The organism is Shewanella sp. 1180_01 (assembly GCF_052850535.1).
On the sequence record NZ_VXCT01000053.1, the window covers coordinates 17160 to 35746 of the forward strand.

Genomic DNA, 18587 nt, shown 5'->3' on the forward strand with positions numbered 1-18587 from the left:
ATCTCTTTCGAATTAAAAGAGTTCAGGGCTTTTTGATTGAACTTTTTCAGGATTACTCAGGAATCGCTAAACCTTGTTTGCGGCTGATGTGGGTCTTTTGCCACCACAGAAATGGCGCCACCACTAATATCAACACCAACACATAGGACATGCTCGCACCTAGGGCAAAACCTAATGCCAAGCAAAACGCACAACCCAGCGCTACTAGTGGCCAATTATGGCGCGGTAATAACTTAGCGGCCGCTAACATAGCCATCAAATAGATCACCACAAATACGCCGTTGCTCCATGCAATAAGGTGTTCTAACTCTTGTCCAGTAAGATAAGTCAGCACTATCACGCTCGCCATCACAGATAACAGTGCAGCCAGTGCGCGAATAGGTACGCCGTGGGCATTCTTCACCGCAAAGAAACGCGGCAAAATGCCTTCACAACTAAAACTCCACACTAAACGTGCCGCACTGGCCGAATACACGTTCACGGTTGCCAATCCACTTGCAATCCCCAACACGCCAATCACTTGCGCGCCGTAACCACCGAGCAACTGATCAAACACGCCGATCATAGCGACGCTTTTATCCGTCGGCACTAACAGTAGTAATAGTGTACAAGCCACATAAATGACGCCCACCAGCACAGTGCCCATCATCATAGCGGGGATCATATCCTGCTGCGGACGGCGAAAATCATCAGCCAGATGGGTCATCGCTTCTATACCCAAGAAACTCCAAAAGGCGATGCCAGCGGCAATCATCACAGTCGGCATTTCAAGCATACCATGGCTGGCGAGTGTTGTCAGATGACCAGGCTGAAAACTGCTTGCGCCAAATAAGAGGACCACGACGCCCACTATGCACAGCGTTAAGCCAAATTGCAGCTTGGCCGACACTTGAATGCCCCTTAAATTAATCAGGAACAGGCCAAAAATCACTAATACTTCAACACCGACCTTGGACCAACCCGATATTGGCATTAAGGCATTCACAAACTGAAAGGTCATCAAAATCGCGGCGGGGGCGCCCATGGGCACAACCAGTAAAAAGATCAGTCCAATTGTTCGACCAGCGGTGCGACCAAAGGCTTTTTCGACAAAGTAAGCGGGGCCAGCGGCATGGGGAAATACACTCGCTAAACGACCAAAGACCAGCGCCACAGGAATAATGGCTAAGGTGAGCAATATCCATGCGACTAGCGCGCCAGATTGCGCTTTTTCAATTGTCATCTGAGGCAAAATAAACACCCCAGTACCGAGCAAAGTGGTCGCCATCAGACCCGCACCTTGCCAACGACCTATAGTTCCGCTATTTGAATTCATCTGTTAATATTCTGTGGTATTTGAGCTGTCAGTATAGTGAGATTTTGCCCCACAATCTGCCGTTAATTTCAGTGTTCTCCACGTCCAATACCGGCAAAATCACGGCAAATAGCGTTATTTCCATCAAAATGACGGCCAGCTTAAGGTGTGGTGAAATTATAAGCTCAAATACTCAGTAAATTCTGTTGCCATTCAAACCAATGGCAAAATTGCACACAGATCCAATATAGCCATTTTCACTGGAGTCACCCTTGGATAAATTCGATACCGCCATCATTCATAGTTTGCGTCAGGATGCACGCCAGAGCGTGTCGAATATTGCCGAACAAGTGAACCTTTCCCGCAGCGCGGTAGCCGAGCGGATTAAAAAACTCGAACAGACTGGGGTGATCCGTGGCTATCAAGTGCTCTTGAGTGAGTCGCAAAAAGAAGGGGTGTCGGCTTACTTCGAAATCCAGCATCAATGTCCACGTTGCGCCGACGTAGTACACGTATTCCAAGCGATCCCCGAAGTGATTACCTGCCGTGGTATTTCCGGTGATATGGATTTACTCGTGTACGTGCATGCACCCTCAATGCGCCGCCTGCATGAGATCCGTGAATATATCGACACTCACACTGATATCATCAAGATCAAAACCCATGTAGTGATGAGTGAGTGGATTAATAATTTAGGCGAGTAACTTAAATCGAGTGGCCCTAAAGCAAGAAACGCCACCCTAAGGAATAGAGGTGGCGAGGCCCATTTGGAGGCAGGGCAAAATATTGAAGTGTAAAATATGGCATCCTTGCCCAGCGACCTCCCTGTTACACAACCAACCGCGACTAGACTTACCCCTTGAGAGCTCAGCCAGCGCCGCAAGGGCCTCATCTACAATGTTTTCCTTTGACATTGTTTCCGCGATCCGTCGATTTCCTTGATTCTAATCATCTTGTTCGTCTTGAATGAAGTGTTCGCACCTTAAGCGATCGTCATTTGTCCTGTGTACAGTATGAAGTTACGCAGCAACAACACCCCGATTAAGCTCAAGCAAGCTGTCCCTGCTACATAAGCCCATTTGCGTTTCGACGTCGTGGTCATAAACAGGTTCATCGCTAACGGGCCTGATAAACCGAGTCCGATAATCCCCACCCAGAAAATCCAGCCCCAGAAGCCATAACCTAAGGCATTAAAGGCGGCAATTTTACTCTGTCCTCCGGTGAGCAATAAGCCAACGAAGAAGGTAAACAGCAGCACTATCTCAACTAAGATCAGCGGGATTTCCACCTTGTGGATAAAGTGCACCTCTTTGTCATTAGGCTTGCCATTCATCAACACGCCACCGAGTAAAGAAGATGCCGCACCGGAAGACAGCCCTGATGCCAAGAACAGTAAAGGCAGCACAGGATTTTTCAGCATGGGATAACCAGGTAATGCCGATAACAAGAAGCCGGTATACGCGCCCAATGCTAAGGATAGAATCACCAGTAACCCCGTAATCGTCGCTTCAAACCGAGCTAGCAATGCCGTCAGTTTAAGGACGATAGGGAAACGCGATTCACACCAAGCATCGACAGGTTTGCGGAAGGTTAACCCAATCCACATAAACATAAACACTTGGTAAATCAGCAGAATCAGTACGCCCATCGACATCACAGATTTAGGATTGTAAAACACCAAAATCTTCCAGAAATCGAGGGGTTTAGTTAAGTCGGCGACCAATATGCCTAAGCCCGCCATCACGGCCACTGGGGCGACAATACAGGCTGCTCGCACAAAGCCAGACTGATAGGCGTTTTGCTTCAAAACAAAATGTTTCAACAGTACGGCGAAGAACATAGCCCCTGCTGATACACCCGCCAAAAACAGGTAGATCGCAATCGGCCAATGCCAGACTAAGGTATCAAAATGTAGGGCACTCATAGTATCACCTCCCCAGATTTCGCCAGGATACGGAACAACTTAGGTCGCGTTCCGAGGGCGACTTTCGCGCGTTGAGTTGGATTAGCACGCAGCACTTGTACTAACTCAGAAGTCGGATCTTTTAAATTACCGAACACTAACGCCTTAGTCGGACACGCCTCAACGCAGGCAGGCTGTTTTCCTTGCGCGAGATTCGTCTCACGGCAGAAATCACACTTATCCGCCGCGTGGGTGACTGGGTTAATAAAGCGAATTTTGTAAGGGCAAGCCGCAATACAATATTGGCAGCCGACACATTTCCACGCATTGACTGACACTATGCCGGTTTCTTTATCAATAAAGGCAGCGCCCGTTGGGCAGACGTTGACACAAGGTGCATCTTCACAATGCTGGCAAGAGATACGGCTAAAGTGATAATACTCATTCGGATACTCACCGAACGGTCCAGTTTGTTCAATCCTGACCCGAGAAACCCCTTCTGGCACTTGATTGGTTTCACGACATGCCACTTCACATGCGCGGCAACCAATACACTTAGTTTCATCATGAATCATCGCATATTTAATATCTGACTCTGCTTTAGCACCTTCAGAGGCATTCACTGTGGCGAGCAGTGATGCGCCCGTAGCGCCAGCAAATAAGGCACATGTGCCTTTTAGAAATCTTCTTTTTGAATTTTCCATAACCTACCCCTACTGGCCACTATGGCAATTGCGGCACAGCTCACTGCGAACTTTTGGCGTCATATCCGCCATAGGTTCGGTTGGGCTATGTAATTTATGACAGGCGGCACAGGGCACTTTTTGTGCGTGCACATTATGCGTCCATTCGGTTTCGCCCAGTTTTCGCTGTGTATGGCACTTGTGACAAACGGCGAGCTGAGTATCAAGCTCCGAGCCATCTTTCATACCAAACACCACGATATCATTCGGCTTTTTAGGGTGGTCGCCTTTTTCGCCATGACAGGTTGAACAGGTCATTTTCATCGCATCTTGGCCGTGATGCCCTAACATTTGACCGTTACGTTTGTGGCACTTCATACAAGTCGTGTCACTGTTAATTTGAAGGGCCGACTCGGCACTTGTCGCACCAAAGCTTAAAAGCAATGCAATTGCACCCAAGCGAATCGACCACAGCCATTGTCTTTTGGACATAGGGAGTCCTCACATTTATTTTGGGAAGGGAGAAGAGGAGTGTCAGGGTTCGGATAACTCCGAACCCGACGGTCGGATCAGACGGCTAACGCTTGCTTTAGACTCTGTGTATCCCACTGTTTATGTTGGTTCATTTCAATAAAGTTGATATTGAACTTACTAAACAGCTTTTTCATTGGCGAGTTGTGTTCTTTGCCAAAATCACTGATCACCATTTTCACTTCAGATGAGTCATGATCTATTAACACATAGTCTAGTCGGCACTCGTGATTTAAATCAGCGTCATGCTGGTCCATTTCAAATACGGTGTCTAGCGGGACATTACAACAAACATCGTATTTGCCTTCCACTACGGTTTTTAACGATTTAAAAAAGTTAAAACTTTGTTTATCGAACAGTACTGGTTTAAGTTTCATTTCATGATGTTCTGCCTCATCGGGGCCTGCTTTAAAAAACTTAATGCAGGTCATGACGAACATGACAAAAACAAATGGCACTGCTACAAACAGCACGAAATACATAAACGCATAGCTGAGAATGACTGAAGTATTCATAACGCCTCCAATAACCTATTTATTTTTTGTTATCTCTTTTAAAGCAACTTTAGTATTAACGTGAAGCGTTTTATTTTTTTTGAACACGATCACATTTAACAATGGCAATTTAATAATAAACAACAAGTTAAGAATTCGATCTCATTACCATTTAGCGCAAATCTTGAATATAAAAATAGATAATTGATAATTGATAATTGATAATTGATAATTGATAATTGATAATTGATAATTGATAATTGATAATTGATAATTGATAATTGATAATCGCCAATGTGAAATTCAATTATATGAACTTCACCTTTTAAAATTCCAAATTTATCTTTATCACATTTTGAAATATAAAAAACATTAAATCTAAAAACGACACTAGCAGACTGCGATATTATAGTTTTGAAGTTGAGATATGTTTCACATTAAATTTATTTAATGACGCCATAATTAATCGTTCTTTAAAGTATTTGCTCAATAAAAGGGATATAAAAAATGCATATTAGTAACATGGATGGTCTGGATATTCTGAGTTTGAAAATACTCGTTTCATTATATGAGAACAAGTCTGCAACTTATGTCTCTAAAGCTCTTGATATTCCGGCTCCTAAAATAAGTCGTAGCCTTAAAAATCTACGGGAAATTTTTGGTGATGAACTTTTCATTCGTCGTAAATACGGACTATTCCCCAATGAGTTTGCGACCCATTTATATCCAATCGCGAAAGAAGCCATTGAATGTACTGATAAGTTTCATAAGGCAAGAGCCGCAAATGCTAACTTAGTGAAAACGCATATCGAGATTGCTGCTCCCGGCTTGATTGCTTACGCTTTTCCGAAAGCGTTAATGCAGGCCATTAAAGATGAACAGAAGCTGATGCACATTAATATCACCCCTTGGTCTATGCATACTACCCAAGACATTATTAACGGTGATACTACGCTGGGCATTTGCTGCAATAAAAGCACGGCTGATGTGGCCGCCTTTGGCGATAAACTCCTGACGACCACTCTGCAAAGCATGGATAAGGTTTACCTTCTTGCGAGCCGTTATCATCCTATTTTCAAACGGGAAATCACTTTAGAGACGATTGCAGAATATCCCTATGTGAATACCGACCTCGGTAATCCCAGTTCTAAGCTCAGTCCTTACCAAGAGTTTTGTCTGAAGAGCAACATTAAACTCAATACTGAAATTACCATTACCAGTATTTCAAGTTTGTTTGAATACCTAGGTGAAAGTCAGGCACTGTCGTTATTGCCCTACCGCGTGGTTTACGAGATGGTAAGTGATGTGGCTGAGCTGCACACATGCCAGCTGTCGCAACTCGAAGCCGAACGTTTATATGCTCACGCCGAAGCGCCAACCATTTTCTTAGTGCAAAAAAATCAACCAAACAAAGTGAATGATGATTTAGTGTGGCTAAGTGGACAGATTAAAAAGATTGTTGACCATATTATTTAGCCCAAAGCAGCTTGCACAACCCATAGACTAGCCACTGTACAGAGGTGATAGGCATCCCTTGCCTTAGCTTAGGCTCCACCTCAGCCCCCATACAAACCCGCCGAGAATTGTTAAGCCAAGCATACATCTTGGGGCATAAACACGTTACACTAAGCCCATCTTTATCCTAATAGATTCAGCTATGCGGACCGAAAATACAGCCACTCTTAATCTTATTTGGGGCGCCCTTATTCTTGAGGAGTTAGCACGTCTTGGCGTGCAACATGTGTGTATGGCACCGGGCTCGCGCTCGACGCCGTTAACCCTCGCCGCCGCCCAGCAAACTAAACTCCAGCGTCACCTGCATTTCGACGAACGTGGACTCGGCTTTATGGCCTTAGGTCTGGCAAAAGCCAGCCGCGCACCGGTCGCTATCATTACCACCTCGGGCACCGCAGTCGCTAACTTGTATCCTGCGATTGTTGAAGCTTGGCTAACCCACGTGCCTTTGATCGTCTTAAGCGGCGATCGTCCACCCGAATTACTCGGCTGCGGCGCCAATCAAGCCATAGTCCAACCGGGGATTTTTGCGAATTACGCTACCCAAGTGAATTTGCCAACGCCAGATACGCATATCGCACCGCAGGCCTTGCTCACCACAGTGGATGAAGCGGTGGCGAATCAAACTCATCCGGTGCACATCAACTGCATGTATCGCGAGCCCTTGTACCCGAGTGAACTCAGTGGCGTGATTCTCGATGCCGAATCGCCTTACCTCAAACCACTGCAAACTTGGCTGCAGCTCGCTCGCCCGTATACCCAATACGGCAAGAGCAAGCAACTAAGCAGCCCAAGTGACGATGCCATCATGCGGTTCGTCCACGGTAAAGGCGTGATCGTTGTCGGTACACTCACGCCCGAGCAAGATCCACAGCAGCTTATCGCGTTATCGCAAAAAATTGGCTGGCCTTTGCTTACCGATGCCCAGTCGCAACTGCGCCAACATCCCGCGGCAATAGGCAATATCGACCAACTGCTACAACATCCAAAGGCGCGCAATCTATTACAAGAAGCGGATCGTGTACTCGTATTCGGCGGGCGTTTATTGTCAAAACGGGTGATCGGTTATCTTGCCGAACAAAATTGGCACAGCTACTGGCAAGTGTTACCCGAGCAAGACAGGCTAGATCCGAGCCACAATGCGAAGCACATTTGGCATGCCAATGCAGAGCAGTTTGCGGCCTTGAACTGGTATCGTTCATCCTCGGCGAACTGGGCGAATACCTTAATCACCTATAACGATGAATTGCATAACTTATTTGTGCGTAATATCGACCAAGGGGAATTTGGTGAAGCGCAGGTGATACGCGCCATCGCCAACACTCGCCCCTTAGAACAGCAGCTTTTTATCGGCAACAGCCTGCCTGTACGCTTGTACGACATGTATGCCCCTGTCAGTTGCTGCACAGCGACCACTTATACCAATCGTGGCGCCTCTGGTATTGACGGCTTGCTCGCCACCGCTTGCGGCATTGCGGCCCACGAAGGCAAGCCCACCAGTTTGATCATCGGTGATTTATCACAACTGCACGATCTCAACTCGCTGGCCATCGCCAAAGGCTTAACCAGCCCGCTGGTGATCGTGATCCTCAATAACGATGGCGGCAATATTTTTAACTTATTGCCGGTTCCCAATGAACAAATCCGCAGTGATTATTATCGACTCAGCCACGGCTTAGAATTTGGCTACGCCGCAGCCATGTTTAATTTGCCCTATAATCAAGTGGATAATTTAGCCGATTTTCAAGATAGTTATAATGAAGCGCTGGATTTTCAGGGGGCTTCGATCATTGAAGTCAATGTGAGCCAAAACCAAGCCAGCGACCAAATCGCCGCGCTCAACCTTTGGGTGAAACAAAGCTAATGCCAACCATGGCCCGTTACGGCGATCCTTCACTACCGACCTTAGTGCTACTACATGGCTTTTTAGGCACTAAGGCCGACTGGTTGCCGTTAATGCCTGCGCTAAGCCAGCACTTTCATTGTATTTGTTTGGATCTGCCGGGCCATGGAGATAATCAAGCTGAAGGGGCGACTGAGGCTAAGCTCGATTTTGATTTTTGCGTCGAAAACATAGTGACGCGGCTCGATAGCCTTAATCCAAGTCCCGAACCGTTTCATCTCTACGGTTATTCCTTAGGCGGGCGTATTGCCTTGCACCTTGCAAAAGCCTATCCGCAGCGCTTGTTAAGTCTGAACCTCGAATCCTGCCACCCGGGGCTCGCAGACCCGCAAGAAAAAACGGCCAGAACCAAGAATGATGCCCAGTGGGCCGAGCGTTTATTGCATCTGGCTAGCAAAGATTTTTTAAACTTGTGGTATCAGCAGCCCGTGTTTGCCGACATGACTGCGGCCAAACGTAAAGCCTTAATCGAGCAGAGATCTGCCGTCTTAGATCAGCATCCCAAACAGCTGCTTAAAGAGGTATTCTTAGCCACTTCACTTGCACGCCAAGCATCGATGTGGGATGTGCCTTCACAACTTGCCTGTGAATGCCATTTCTTTGCGGGTAGCCAAGATGCCAAGTTTCACGCCCTCGCCCAAGAGTGGCAATTACACGCGCCTATTCTAGTCCACAGTATTAACGACGCCGGACACAACATACACCAAGCAGCTCCCGAGGCATTAATCGCAACAATAGTTAAGCTGCTTGGGTAAATAACAGAATTAAAATGTAGGAAATATATGATCTTAACTTCGCTTAACCTGTATCAATATCGACTACCGCTCGATGTATTATTGCCCGTAGGCAAGCAACGCATCGACCACAGGGCTGGATTAGTATTGCAAGCCTGCGCCAGCGCTAATGTTGGTGGCGAATACAGACAAGTCGAAGTTGAAATCGCCCCACTATCTGGCATAGATGTCGATGAACAAGTTTTAGTGGGATTTAGCCGCGAAACACTGGCGCAAGTGCAAACGGCGTTAACTGAGTTATTACCCCGGCTCGGCGGTCAGCATATCGATACCCTGCTGGATTACGCCGAGCAAAGTTCTTACCCTTCCTTGGCCTTCGGTTTAAGTCTGTTGCATGCCAAGTTAATGGGTAAGCTCGATGCTATCCGCCCACAAACCGCCACAGTCCCTTTGATTTATCATCCAACGGATGCGGGCAAAGACCTGCTCGATAACAAGATTGCGGCGCTCGGCATGCATGTTCATTCGGTGAAAGTTAAAGTCGCGCAGACCTCAATCGAAGACGAGCTGAGTCTGATTTATGGCATTTTACGCACCCGCCCCGATCTCAAGCTACGTTTAGACGCAAACCGAGGGTTTACACTAGAACAAGCCATCGAATTTGCCGCTTGTCTGCCCCTAGACACAATCGAATACATAGAAGAGCCTTGCCAGAATCCACAGGATAATCTGGAATTTTATCAAGCGATTGGCATGCCCTACGCCCTCGATGAATCGCTTAACGATCCCGATTATCAGTTTGCGATGCACAATGGCCTGACTGCGCTCGTCATCAAACCTATGCTGCTCGGCAGTATTGAAAAGCTAGCTAACTTAATCGAGACGGCGCAAAGCTATGGCGTGCGTTGCATTATCAGTTCGAGTCTTGAAAGCAGTTTAGGCATTAGCGATCTGGCCCATTTAGCCGCGATTCTCACGCCCGATGAAATCCCAGGACTCGATACCCTCAGCGCCTTTAGCCAAGATTTAATGGTGTCATCGGGTAAAAAACACTGCCTTACTCTGGCGCAACTTGAGCCTATTGCACAACACGCCATTGATTCAACGCCGCAAAGTGATTTGGCTGCAGCCAAGCGTGAGGAAAACTAGTTTGTCTGACACCCGTCTATCAAAGTCGCTAGCATTGTCACCCCTGCACCAAGGCGCACTGGCGTTTCCACAACAGGCGGCCATCAAGTTGGCGGGGCAAGACATTTGTTACTCAGAGCTTAGCCAGCGCGTTATCGCTCTAGGTCAGCAGCTAAGAGCTGCAGGTCTTACAGAGGGTGAGCCACTCGCCTGTGTTGCTGTGAATAACCTCGAGATGATTTGCCTCTATTGGGCCTGCATCGATATCGGGGCGATCTTTTTTCCTATCTCACCTCGTTTTCCTCTCGCGCAGATCCAAGGTTTAATCGATGAACATCAGATCCGCTATGTTTGGCGTGCTGAGATTTCTGATCTGCAGAATTGCAGCCAATTAGCCTTAGATTTTAATCGCCTCAGCAACGAGCTAGCTCAGCCTGTCGATATTACCCACCCTGCCAATGTGATTTTAACGTCGGGTTCTAGCGGTTTTCCAAAAGCGGCGGTCCATTGCTTAGCCAACCATATTGCTAATGCGGAAGGCGCCCGCAGCTTAATCGCGCTCGAACAAGGTGATGCTTGGCTGCTCTCCTTGCCATTATTCCATATTGGCGGTCTAGCGATATTGAACCGCTGTGCCTTAGTCGGTGCCACTGTTGTTATGCCAGACCAAGCGCTAAGTCTGAGTCAGCAAATTGACCAAGATAAGCTGACCCACCTCTCTCTGGTGCCTGCACAACTAAGTAAATTACTGGCCGATACAAGTAGTAAGCTTAAAAGTATCAAAGCCCTATTGCTGGGCGGCGGCGCAGTCTCGCTAGACTTACTCGTCGAGCTTAAGCAACGCAATATCGCCAGCTATACGAGTTACGGCATGACGGAAATGGGCTCGCAGATCACCACAGGCCCCGCGTTAAGCGATGGTAGCAGTGGCAAATTGCTTCCCAAACGTGAGCTTAAAATCGAAGACGGCGTGATTTGGGTACGCGGCGAATGCCTGTTTATCGGCTACCTCACCCCAGAGGGAATACAAGCTGGCGTGGATCAAGAAGGCTGGTTTTACACCAAAGACAGGGGCGAATGGGACGAAAATGGCAATCTACACATCCTTGGTCGCGTCGATAACATGTTCATCTGCGGCGGCGAAAATATCCAACCAGAAGAAATCGAAGCCGCGCTTAAACAGCACCCACAAATAGATGATGCTATCGTTTTCGCCATCCCCGATGCACAATTTGGCAATCTCCCCGCCGCTATCCTTCGCGGCAGTTTAACTCATCACACAGAGTCGATTGCAAGTGAACTCGAATTGTTCCTCGCCGACAAAATCGCCCGCTTCAAACGCCCAAGACAGTATTATGTATGGCCAGAAAATCATGAGCAGGCAGGGCTGAAAGTAAACAGAAAAGCCTTGATAGCTAATCTTGTTAAACACTGATTTATCATCAAGGTCATCAAGCCAAATTTCACCCATAAAAAAACCTGCAGTAGCAGGTTTTTTTATGGCTAAATCACAGTCACCTTAAACGTGATGCGACTTAGGCTTCCATGCAAGCTTTCAGCTTGTTCATGGCATTTTTCTCAAGTTGGCGAATACGTTCAGCCGACACTTGATAAGTCTCTGCAAGTTCTTGCAGTGTGGTTTTATCGTCATCTAACCAACGGGCGCGCAGAATATGCTGGCTGCGTTCGTCTAAGGTTTTGATGGCCGATAATAAACGACCTTGGGCATTCGATTCCCAGTTGTCGTTTTCAATGTTTTCCGCTAAATCCGATGAATGATCTTCCAAATAATGGACTGGGGCAAAATCATGCTCCTCGTCTTGATCATTGGTTAAATCAAATGCCGGATCTTGCGCAGCCATACGTGATTCCATTTCGGTCACATCGGCCTTAGACACACCTAAATTTTCAGCCACCATAGTGACTTCTGCATCGCTGAACCAACCTAAGCGTTTTTTCGCTTTACGGATGTTAAAGAACAACTTACGTTGCGCTTTAGTGGTCGCGACTTTAACAATGCGCCAGTTTTTCAGCACATATTCATGAATTTCAGCCTTGATCCAGTGCACAGCAAAAGACACTAGACGCACGCCAACATCGGGATCGAAGCGTTTAACCGCTTTCATCAAGCCTATGTTGCCTTCTTGGATCAGGTCTGCCTGTGGCAAACCATAGCCTGAATAGCCCTTTGCAACGTGCACTACAAAACGTAAGTGCGACATAATCAGTTGCTTCGCAGCTTGTAGATCACCCGTTTCCTGTAAACGCTTGGCCAACTCATACTCAGCCTCAGCGTCCAGCATGCTGATGCTAGTCACTGAATGGATATAAGCTTCTAGACTACTGGCGCCCTGTGGGACTGTCAGTGCCATTGATTGCGTTTGAAAGGTCATTCGCTCTCCTACATTTATCAGACTACTTACGAGTGCATTCTAAGGTTCAATAACAAAATACCCTAAGAATAAGCTCACGAACTATCGGCTAATTGACAGAGTATGTCAACCTCAGCTCGTTTGCGGATACCCTTTTTACCTCGCTGAAGTAGACATTGCAAGTGAACAAAAGTTCATTCCTCAGCATTTTTTTCATCACTTTTTTTTAGTTTAATCGACTGATTATTATGAAGGTTCAATCGACCGTAAATGCTGGCGTACAGACAAATACGAACCTAACCAACCTAAAAATGACGCCAGTCCAACCAATTGCAGCAGTTCAGTAAAAGTGAGCGATTTCATCTCGAGCTGACTGCCATATAAGCCCAACAGCTCGGCAAGAGCCGAATCGAGATACCACACTAATAAGTTAATGATCAGCCAAGCCAATATGCCGCCAATCACCCCGTACCAAATCCCAGTGTAGAGGAATGGACGCTGAATAAAGGCTTCGGTTGCCCCAACAAGCTTCATCACTTCGATTTCGCTGCGTCGATTCATAATCGCTAAGCGAATCGTATTGCCTATCACTAAGACCACAGCCAGCACGAGTAATGCGGCAATCGCCATCACAGTGCGTTCAAGAAGACGCACTACCGCCTGTAACCGCTCTAGCCATTCGATATCTAAACGGCCAAAGCTAATCTCAGGCTCGCGCTCTAGCTTAGTTAACAGTTCACGGGCGCCCACTGGCGTTGAGTAACGCGGTGTAGGCGTAACGGTAATGACCGCTGGCAAAGGGTTTTTATCTAAATAGGCCAAGGCCTCACCAAAACCAGATAAGCGTTGAAACTCTTCTAGGGCTTGGTTTTTATCTATGTACTGCACTTTATCCACTTCGGAATAAGTCCGAATCCGCGTCAGCAGGCTCTGAATCGTTTGTTCGCTGCGATTGTCTTCGATAAACAAAGAGATCTCCGCAGCGCTGTTCCACGAGCTGGTAATGGTCTCAGCGTTTTTAACTAACACTTGCAATGCCGCAGGCAAACTCAGGCTCACACCCAATACCGCCATTGTCATCACGGAAGACACTGGGTTGCGCCAGAGTTCTCCCATACTCGCCATCGCTTGCTGTACGTGGCGAATAAAGAACATCACAATCCGCCCAGACAGAGGTAACTTACTGCGGGTTAATTTAGCGCTGTCGCTCATTGCCCTTCACCTCTATTCGTCGGCGCACGCGTATGCACGCTAGGATGTAACTCCTGTGCGCCCAACATACGACCCTGTTTGAGGGTGAAAGTGCGATATTTCATCCGCGCGATTAAGCCTAAATCATGAGTAGCGATTAACACGCTGGTTCCTGCATCGTTGAAGGTTTCAAACAGACGCAAAATATCCATCGATAATTTAGGATCTAAGTTACCCGTTGGTTCATCGGCGAGCAGTAAGGGCGGCTTGTTGACAATCGCACGGGCAATGCCGACGCGTTGCTGTTCACCGCCGGACAACATAATCGGGTTATGGCGCTCTTTGCCATATAAACCCACCATGTCGAGGGCGCCGGCCACTCGCTTACGGATTTCACCGTGGGAGAAACCTTCAATCACCAGCGGCAAGGCCACATTGTCGAACACGCTTCTGTCCATCAATAAGTGATGGTTTTGGAAAATCATGCCGATATTGCGACGCAAATAAGGCACATGCTTAGGGCTGACTTTGGCGATGTCGTGGCCATTGATGGCGACACGACCGGTCGTCGCCCGCTCGATAACCGTGATTAATTTCAACAGCGTACTTTTACCCGCACCTGAGTGGCCGGTTAAAAATGCCATTTCACCTTGTTGTAGATGAAAATTCACATCTTCCAGCGCCATTTGGCCGCCAGGATAAATCTTACTGACCTGCTGAAAATCAATCATAAATTAGCTATCCGCTTTTTCTTGAGTGAACAAGGCATCGATAAATTCTTTCGAATTAAAAGTACGCAAATCATCAATTTGCTCACCCACGCCTATGTAACGGATCGGAATATTAAACTTGTCGGCAATCGCAAAGACCACGCCGCCCTTAGCCGTTCCGTCTAACTTGCTGATGGTAATACCCGTTACACCTACGGCTTCTTGGAATAATTGCGCTTGGCTAATCGCATTTTGTCCCGTGCTCGCATCTAGTGTCAGCATGACCTCATGTGGCGTATCAGGGTCGAGCTTTTTCATCACTCGCACCACTTTCTTCAATTCTTCCATCAAGTGCGCTTTGTTTTGCAGACGACCCGCAGTGTCAGCGATCAACACATCCACTTTACGGGCTTTAGCCGCTTGCAAAGCATCGAACAGTACAGAGGCACTATCGGCACCCGTATGTTGGGCAATCACAGTAATATCATTACGTTGACCCCAAACCTGTAACTGTTCTACCGCAGCTGCACGGAAGGTATCGCCCGCGGCTAACATAACTGACTTACCTTGGCTCTGATATTGTTTGGCTAATTTGCCGATAGTAGTGGTTTTACCCACACCATTAACGCCGACCATTAAGATCACAAATGGGCCATTTGCATTGTCTGGCACTAACGGAATTGCGACTGGGTCGAGCGTCTTCTGCATTTCTTCCCGCAGCAAGTCATATAAAGCTTCAGCATCTTTCAATTGCTTACGCGACGCTTGCTCGGTCAAATTCTTGATCAAACGCGTGGTTGTTTCGACGCCAACATCGGCGATTAATAACTGTTCTTCGAGTTCTTCAAACAGATCATCATCGATTTTCTTGCCGCGAAATAGACCGATAAAACCACTGCCAATATTCTCGCTGGTACGCATCAAGCCACGCTTCAGACGAGCAAATAGCCCTTCTTTAACGGGTCTCGCCTGCGGCTCTGGCTGCAATTCAGTAACGGGCCCAGCTGATTGCAGAGCTTCAGCTTGTTGTTGCGCTAACGCCTCTGCTTGCTCACGTGCTAATGCTTCAGCAGCGAGTTGCTCCGCAGCTAACGCTTCAGCGGCTTGTTCGGCGGCAACACGAGCACGTTCAGCTTCCTCGGCTGCAGCTTGTTCAGCCGCCAGTCGTGCCGCTTCGGCCTGTTGTTCTGCTAAACGTTGAGCTTCGATTTGTGCTTGTTCGTGGGCAATTCGCTCGGCTTCAGCCTTGGCTTGCGCTTGGGCTAATTGCTCTGCTGCAGCTTGTTCAGCGGCTAACTTATCTGCTGCAAGTTGTTCAGCTTCTAGCTGAGCAGCCGCCAGTCGTGCCGCTTCGGCTTGTTGTTCTGCTAAACGTTGAGCTTCGATTTGTGCTTGTTCTTGAGCAATACGCTCGGCTTCAGCCTTAGCTTGCGCTTGGGCTAATTGCTCTGCAGCTGCTTGTTCAGCGGCTAACTTATCAACTGCAAGTTGTTCAGCTTCTAGCTGAGCAGCCGCCAGACGTGCCGTTTCGGCTTGTTGCTCGGCTAAACGCTGGGCTTCAATTTGCGCTTGCTCTTGAGCAATACGCTCGGCTTGCACTTTCGCAAGTTGTTCCGCTTCTAACTGAGCAGCCGCCAGACGCGCCGCTTCGGCTTGTTGCTCGGCTAAACGCTGGGCTTCGATTGCGGCTTGTTCTTGGACAATACGCTCGGCTTGCGCCTGCTCGGCAGCTAACTGTTCTGCTGCCAGCCTTTCTGCGGCCGCTTGAGCCTCTGCCTCAGCAGCTAAACGTTGCGCCTCTGCGTGTTCTTGTTCTAAACGCTCTGCTGCTTCAGTGTCTTGTGTTGGAGTAACAACTGGAGTTTCAGCGACGACCTCATCTTGTGACTTATCTTTACGAAACCAGGAGAAAAAACCTTTCTTTGCCATGTGTGATTCCAGCGCTCTACTTCAGTGTTGAATTTTGAATAAGACCCTGATGTTATACCAGATTGCCTCGGCAATTACGCCCAAAAAGTCGGCAATTAGCTAAGCTCACTCAGCCTTCTCACCTTTTAGTGAGACTTTGATATAAAATAGTGGCCTTTATTAAGGTGGCATAGTCTACCACTTTCTTTCTTCAGGCAAAATCACGGGGGCACTTTGGTTAAGAATCGAACGGTCAAAAATAATGTGACCAAAAGTCCAACAGCCAAAAATAAACCCGGGAGCGGTCAAGTGCGGATCATCGCGGGCCAATGGCGTTCGCGTCGTTTACCTATTCAAGATCTCGAAGGTTTACGCCCGACAACAGACAGAGTGCGCGAAACCCTGTTTAACTGGCTTGCCAATGACTTAGTTAATGCGCGAGTACTCGACTGTTTCGGCGGCAGCGGCGCTTTAGCCCTCGAAGCCCTATCTCGCTATGCCAGTTTCGCCAAGATTATCGAGTTGCAACGCGGCGCAGCCATGCAATTAAAAGAAAATCTGCAAACCCTTAAATGCGACAAGGCCGAAGTGCTCAACGCCGATACCTTAGTGGTGTTGCAAAGGGGCTGCGAGCAAGGTTTTGATGTGGTGTTTATCGATCCGCCCTTTCGCAAGGGATTGGCAGAAAAAACCATTCAACTGCTCGATACACAAGCTTGGCTCAATGATGGCGCGCTAATTTATGTCGAGATCGAATCTGAATTAACCCAACTGGCCATTCCACCTTGCTGGCACGCCTTGAAAGAAAAGAATGCGGGGCAAGTGAGTTACCGCTTATATCAATATCAAGCCGACAACACTGCCGAGCCTATCGAAGATGAAAGCCATGCCCTTGCTGATTAACCTAGGTAAAGCCATTACCCTCAGCACTTGGTTGATGATGGCCTACAACTTGGTTATGCCATTTGAAGGTAATGTGGCGATTATTTTGAATATCCTGTTTGGCATAACCTGCATGATGCACTGTTTCCAAGTGGCCATTTTCCACATGCTATTTAAGACCTTACTGCCATTAACAAAGCTTGATTATCTGCACGTATTTATCTTCGGTATTTTTAGCCTGTTAGCTTATAGACAAAAAGTGATGACTCCAGCGAGTTAACCTAACATTTAGACACCGTCAGGCACTCAGACAGCAAAAAGCCCTCAACAGAGGGCTTTTTAATGACTAACGATAACGCAAGTTAATCGTTAAACCTTATCCTTTAGGGTAAGGGTGAGCGACGCCTTTGTGACAGTCGATACAGGTTTTTCTGTCTTCTGGGGCTTTCTTGAAGTTATTGCTGTGCATTCTCACTGCCATTTTGCTCATATTTTCTGATTGGTTTTCATAAATACGGTTGTGACAGTTTTGACAGGTTGAAGAATCGATTGCACGAAGGTAATCACGCGCTAACTCAGCTTGTTCTTTACGGTTTTCATCTAACCATGCTTGCGTGTTAAAGCCATCGATAGTTAAGAAACCAATAACGTCCTTAGAAACGATGATCTTTTTCTTCAGGTATTGGAATGGTTCCTGTGCGATGTGACATTGCTGACACTGAACCACGATGCCGACACGGTTGTTACCGTGGGCAGACGCCATCACTTCATCTTTCAATGAATGTTGGCTGTGGCAGCTCATACAGAATGCGTCTTGGCTGGTTGCATGTAAGGTTGTTTGGGTTGCGAAATAGCCCACAACACCGATAACAATACCGACGACCAGTAGCGCCAGGATTGAATATTTTGCGCTAGGTTTAAATAGTGCACGCCAGTTCATCACTCTATCTCCAAAAATTGTCAAAATTAGTTTTTATAAGACTAGTTTATGTTCTTTCATTTATTAGAAATTTGATTTTAAGCCGAAATTTGCCGATTAAATTAACCTTAAAAGCGCAAAATGAGACTTAGCTCTAACTATTAGGACTACATTTGGTAAAAACCTCTAGCTGAGCTGCAATGCACTTTAACTAAAGCTAATGCAATCATCCCATAATCGCAAGTTAGCGATTATCGCGATGAGATTTCCCCTTTGAGAATCAATAACTATCAAATCATTTCTAGAAAATAGAAATGTGGTCTAATCGACGTTTTGTTTAATTATTAGAAGTGGCGGAGAAATAAATCATTAAAAATTAAAATTTGAACCGTATATGAAACTTTATCGGGCTAACTAAGG

18 protein-coding genes are annotated in these 18587 nt (G+C 47.0%); 8 read left to right on the forward strand and 10 right to left on the reverse strand.

Annotated features, from left to right (window positions below; all coding sequences use genetic code 11):
* Positions 1-52: 52 nt before the first annotated feature.
* Positions 53-1315, reverse strand: coding sequence for an L-methionine/branched-chain amino acid transporter (gene yjeH / locus FW758_RS19970; RefSeq protein ID WP_446446303.1), 1263 nt, complete (start codon positions 1313-1315; stop codon positions 53-55).
* Positions 1316-1566: 251 nt separating this feature from the next.
* Between yjeH and FW758_RS19975 the strand changes: the two genes are divergently transcribed.
* On the forward strand, positions 1567-1998 hold the full coding sequence (locus FW758_RS19975) for an Lrp/AsnC family transcriptional regulator (RefSeq protein WP_006079646.1): 432 nt from the start codon (positions 1567-1569) through the stop codon (positions 1996-1998).
* Between the two features lie 278 nt (positions 1999-2276).
* Here FW758_RS19975 and nrfD read toward each other — a convergent pair whose 3' ends face one another.
* The 4 genes from nrfD to FW758_RS19995 all read right to left on the reverse strand — a co-directional run bounded on the left by nrfD (position 2277) and on the right by FW758_RS19995 (position 4926).
* The gene (nrfD, locus tag FW758_RS19980) at positions 2277-3218 is read right to left on the reverse strand and encodes a cytochrome c nitrite reductase subunit NrfD (protein ID WP_006079644.1); all 942 of its coding nucleotides are present in this window, start codon (positions 3216-3218) and stop codon (positions 2277-2279) included.
* Complete coding sequence (locus FW758_RS19985; RefSeq protein WP_012090533.1) at positions 3215-3901, reverse strand: 4Fe-4S dicluster domain-containing protein; 687 nt, start codon at positions 3899-3901, stop codon at positions 3215-3217. The genes nrfD and FW758_RS19985 overlap by 4 nt, the downstream gene beginning before the upstream one ends.
* A gap of 9 nt (positions 3902-3910) precedes the next feature.
* Entirely contained in the window at positions 3911-4372 is a 462-nt protein-coding gene (locus FW758_RS19990; protein WP_011845461.1) for a nitrite reductase, read from the reverse strand.
* Between the two features lie 77 nt (positions 4373-4449).
* Positions 4450-4926 (reverse strand): DUF2726 domain-containing protein, encoded by a 477-nt coding sequence (locus FW758_RS19995; RefSeq protein ID WP_006079641.1) that lies wholly within the window; start codon positions 4924-4926, stop codon positions 4450-4452.
* A 486-nt stretch (positions 4927-5412) separates the two neighbouring features.
* On the opposite strand from FW758_RS19995, the gene FW758_RS20000 reads away from it, so the two are divergent.
* From FW758_RS20000 to menE, 5 genes are all read left to right on the forward strand, one after another.
* The gene (locus FW758_RS20000) at positions 5413-6381 is read left to right on the forward strand and encodes a LysR family transcriptional regulator (RefSeq protein WP_446446304.1); all 969 of its coding nucleotides are present in this window, start codon (positions 5413-5415) and stop codon (positions 6379-6381) included.
* A 181-nt stretch (positions 6382-6562) separates the two neighbouring features.
* Complete coding sequence (menD, locus tag FW758_RS20005) at positions 6563-8284, forward strand: 2-succinyl-5-enolpyruvyl-6-hydroxy-3-cyclohexene-1-carboxylic-acid synthase (protein ID WP_446446305.1); 1722 nt, start codon at positions 6563-6565, stop codon at positions 8282-8284.
* On the forward strand, positions 8284-9078 hold the full coding sequence (gene menH / locus FW758_RS20010; RefSeq protein ID WP_446446306.1) for a 2-succinyl-6-hydroxy-2,4-cyclohexadiene-1-carboxylate synthase: 795 nt from the start codon (positions 8284-8286) through the stop codon (positions 9076-9078). The genes menD and menH overlap by 1 nt, the downstream gene beginning before the upstream one ends.
* A gap of 27 nt (positions 9079-9105) precedes the next feature.
* Positions 9106-10206, forward strand: coding sequence for an o-succinylbenzoate synthase (gene menC / locus FW758_RS20015; protein WP_446446307.1), 1101 nt, complete (start codon positions 9106-9108; stop codon positions 10204-10206).
* A gap of 1 nt (position 10207) precedes the next feature.
* On the forward strand, positions 10208-11620 hold the full coding sequence (gene menE / locus FW758_RS20020; RefSeq protein ID WP_446446308.1) for an o-succinylbenzoate--CoA ligase: 1413 nt from the start codon (positions 10208-10210) through the stop codon (positions 11618-11620).
* Positions 11621-11720: 100 nt separating this feature from the next.
* Here menE and rpoH read toward each other — a convergent pair whose 3' ends face one another.
* The 4 genes from rpoH to ftsY form a co-directional block, all read right to left on the reverse strand.
* A complete protein-coding gene (rpoH, locus tag FW758_RS20025) occupies positions 11721-12578 on the reverse strand; it encodes an RNA polymerase sigma factor RpoH (RefSeq protein ID WP_006079635.1) in 858 nt (285 codons plus the stop codon).
* A gap of 225 nt (positions 12579-12803) precedes the next feature.
* The gene (gene ftsX, locus FW758_RS20030) at positions 12804-13769 is read right to left on the reverse strand and encodes a permease-like cell division protein FtsX (protein ID WP_006079633.1); all 966 of its coding nucleotides are present in this window, start codon (positions 13767-13769) and stop codon (positions 12804-12806) included.
* On the reverse strand, positions 13766-14479 hold the full coding sequence (ftsE, locus tag FW758_RS20035; protein ID WP_006079632.1) for a cell division ATP-binding protein FtsE: 714 nt from the start codon (positions 14477-14479) through the stop codon (positions 13766-13768). Before ftsE ends, ftsX begins: the two co-directional genes overlap by 4 nt.
* A 3-nt stretch (positions 14480-14482) precedes the next feature.
* Positions 14483-16387, reverse strand: a complete 1905-nt coding sequence (gene ftsY, locus FW758_RS20040; protein WP_446446309.1) for a signal recognition particle-docking protein FtsY — start codon at positions 16385-16387, stop codon at positions 14483-14485.
* Positions 16388-16600: 213 nt separating this feature from the next.
* Here ftsY and rsmD point away from each other — a divergent pair, with 213 nt between their 5' ends.
* Complete coding sequence (rsmD, locus tag FW758_RS20045) at positions 16601-17269, forward strand: 16S rRNA (guanine(966)-N(2))-methyltransferase RsmD (protein WP_347673605.1); 669 nt, start codon at positions 16601-16603, stop codon at positions 17267-17269.
* Entirely contained in the window at positions 17244-17528 is a 285-nt protein-coding gene (locus tag FW758_RS20050; RefSeq protein WP_446446310.1) for a DUF1145 domain-containing protein, read from the forward strand. Before rsmD ends, FW758_RS20050 begins: the two co-directional genes overlap by 26 nt.
* 96 nt (positions 17529-17624) lie before the next feature.
* On the opposite strand, the gene FW758_RS20055 is transcribed toward FW758_RS20050, so the two are convergent.
* On the reverse strand, positions 17625-18188 hold the full coding sequence (locus tag FW758_RS20055; RefSeq protein ID WP_006079625.1) for a NapC/NirT family cytochrome c: 564 nt from the start codon (positions 18186-18188) through the stop codon (positions 17625-17627).
* Between the last annotated feature and the right edge of the window lie 399 nt (positions 18189-18587).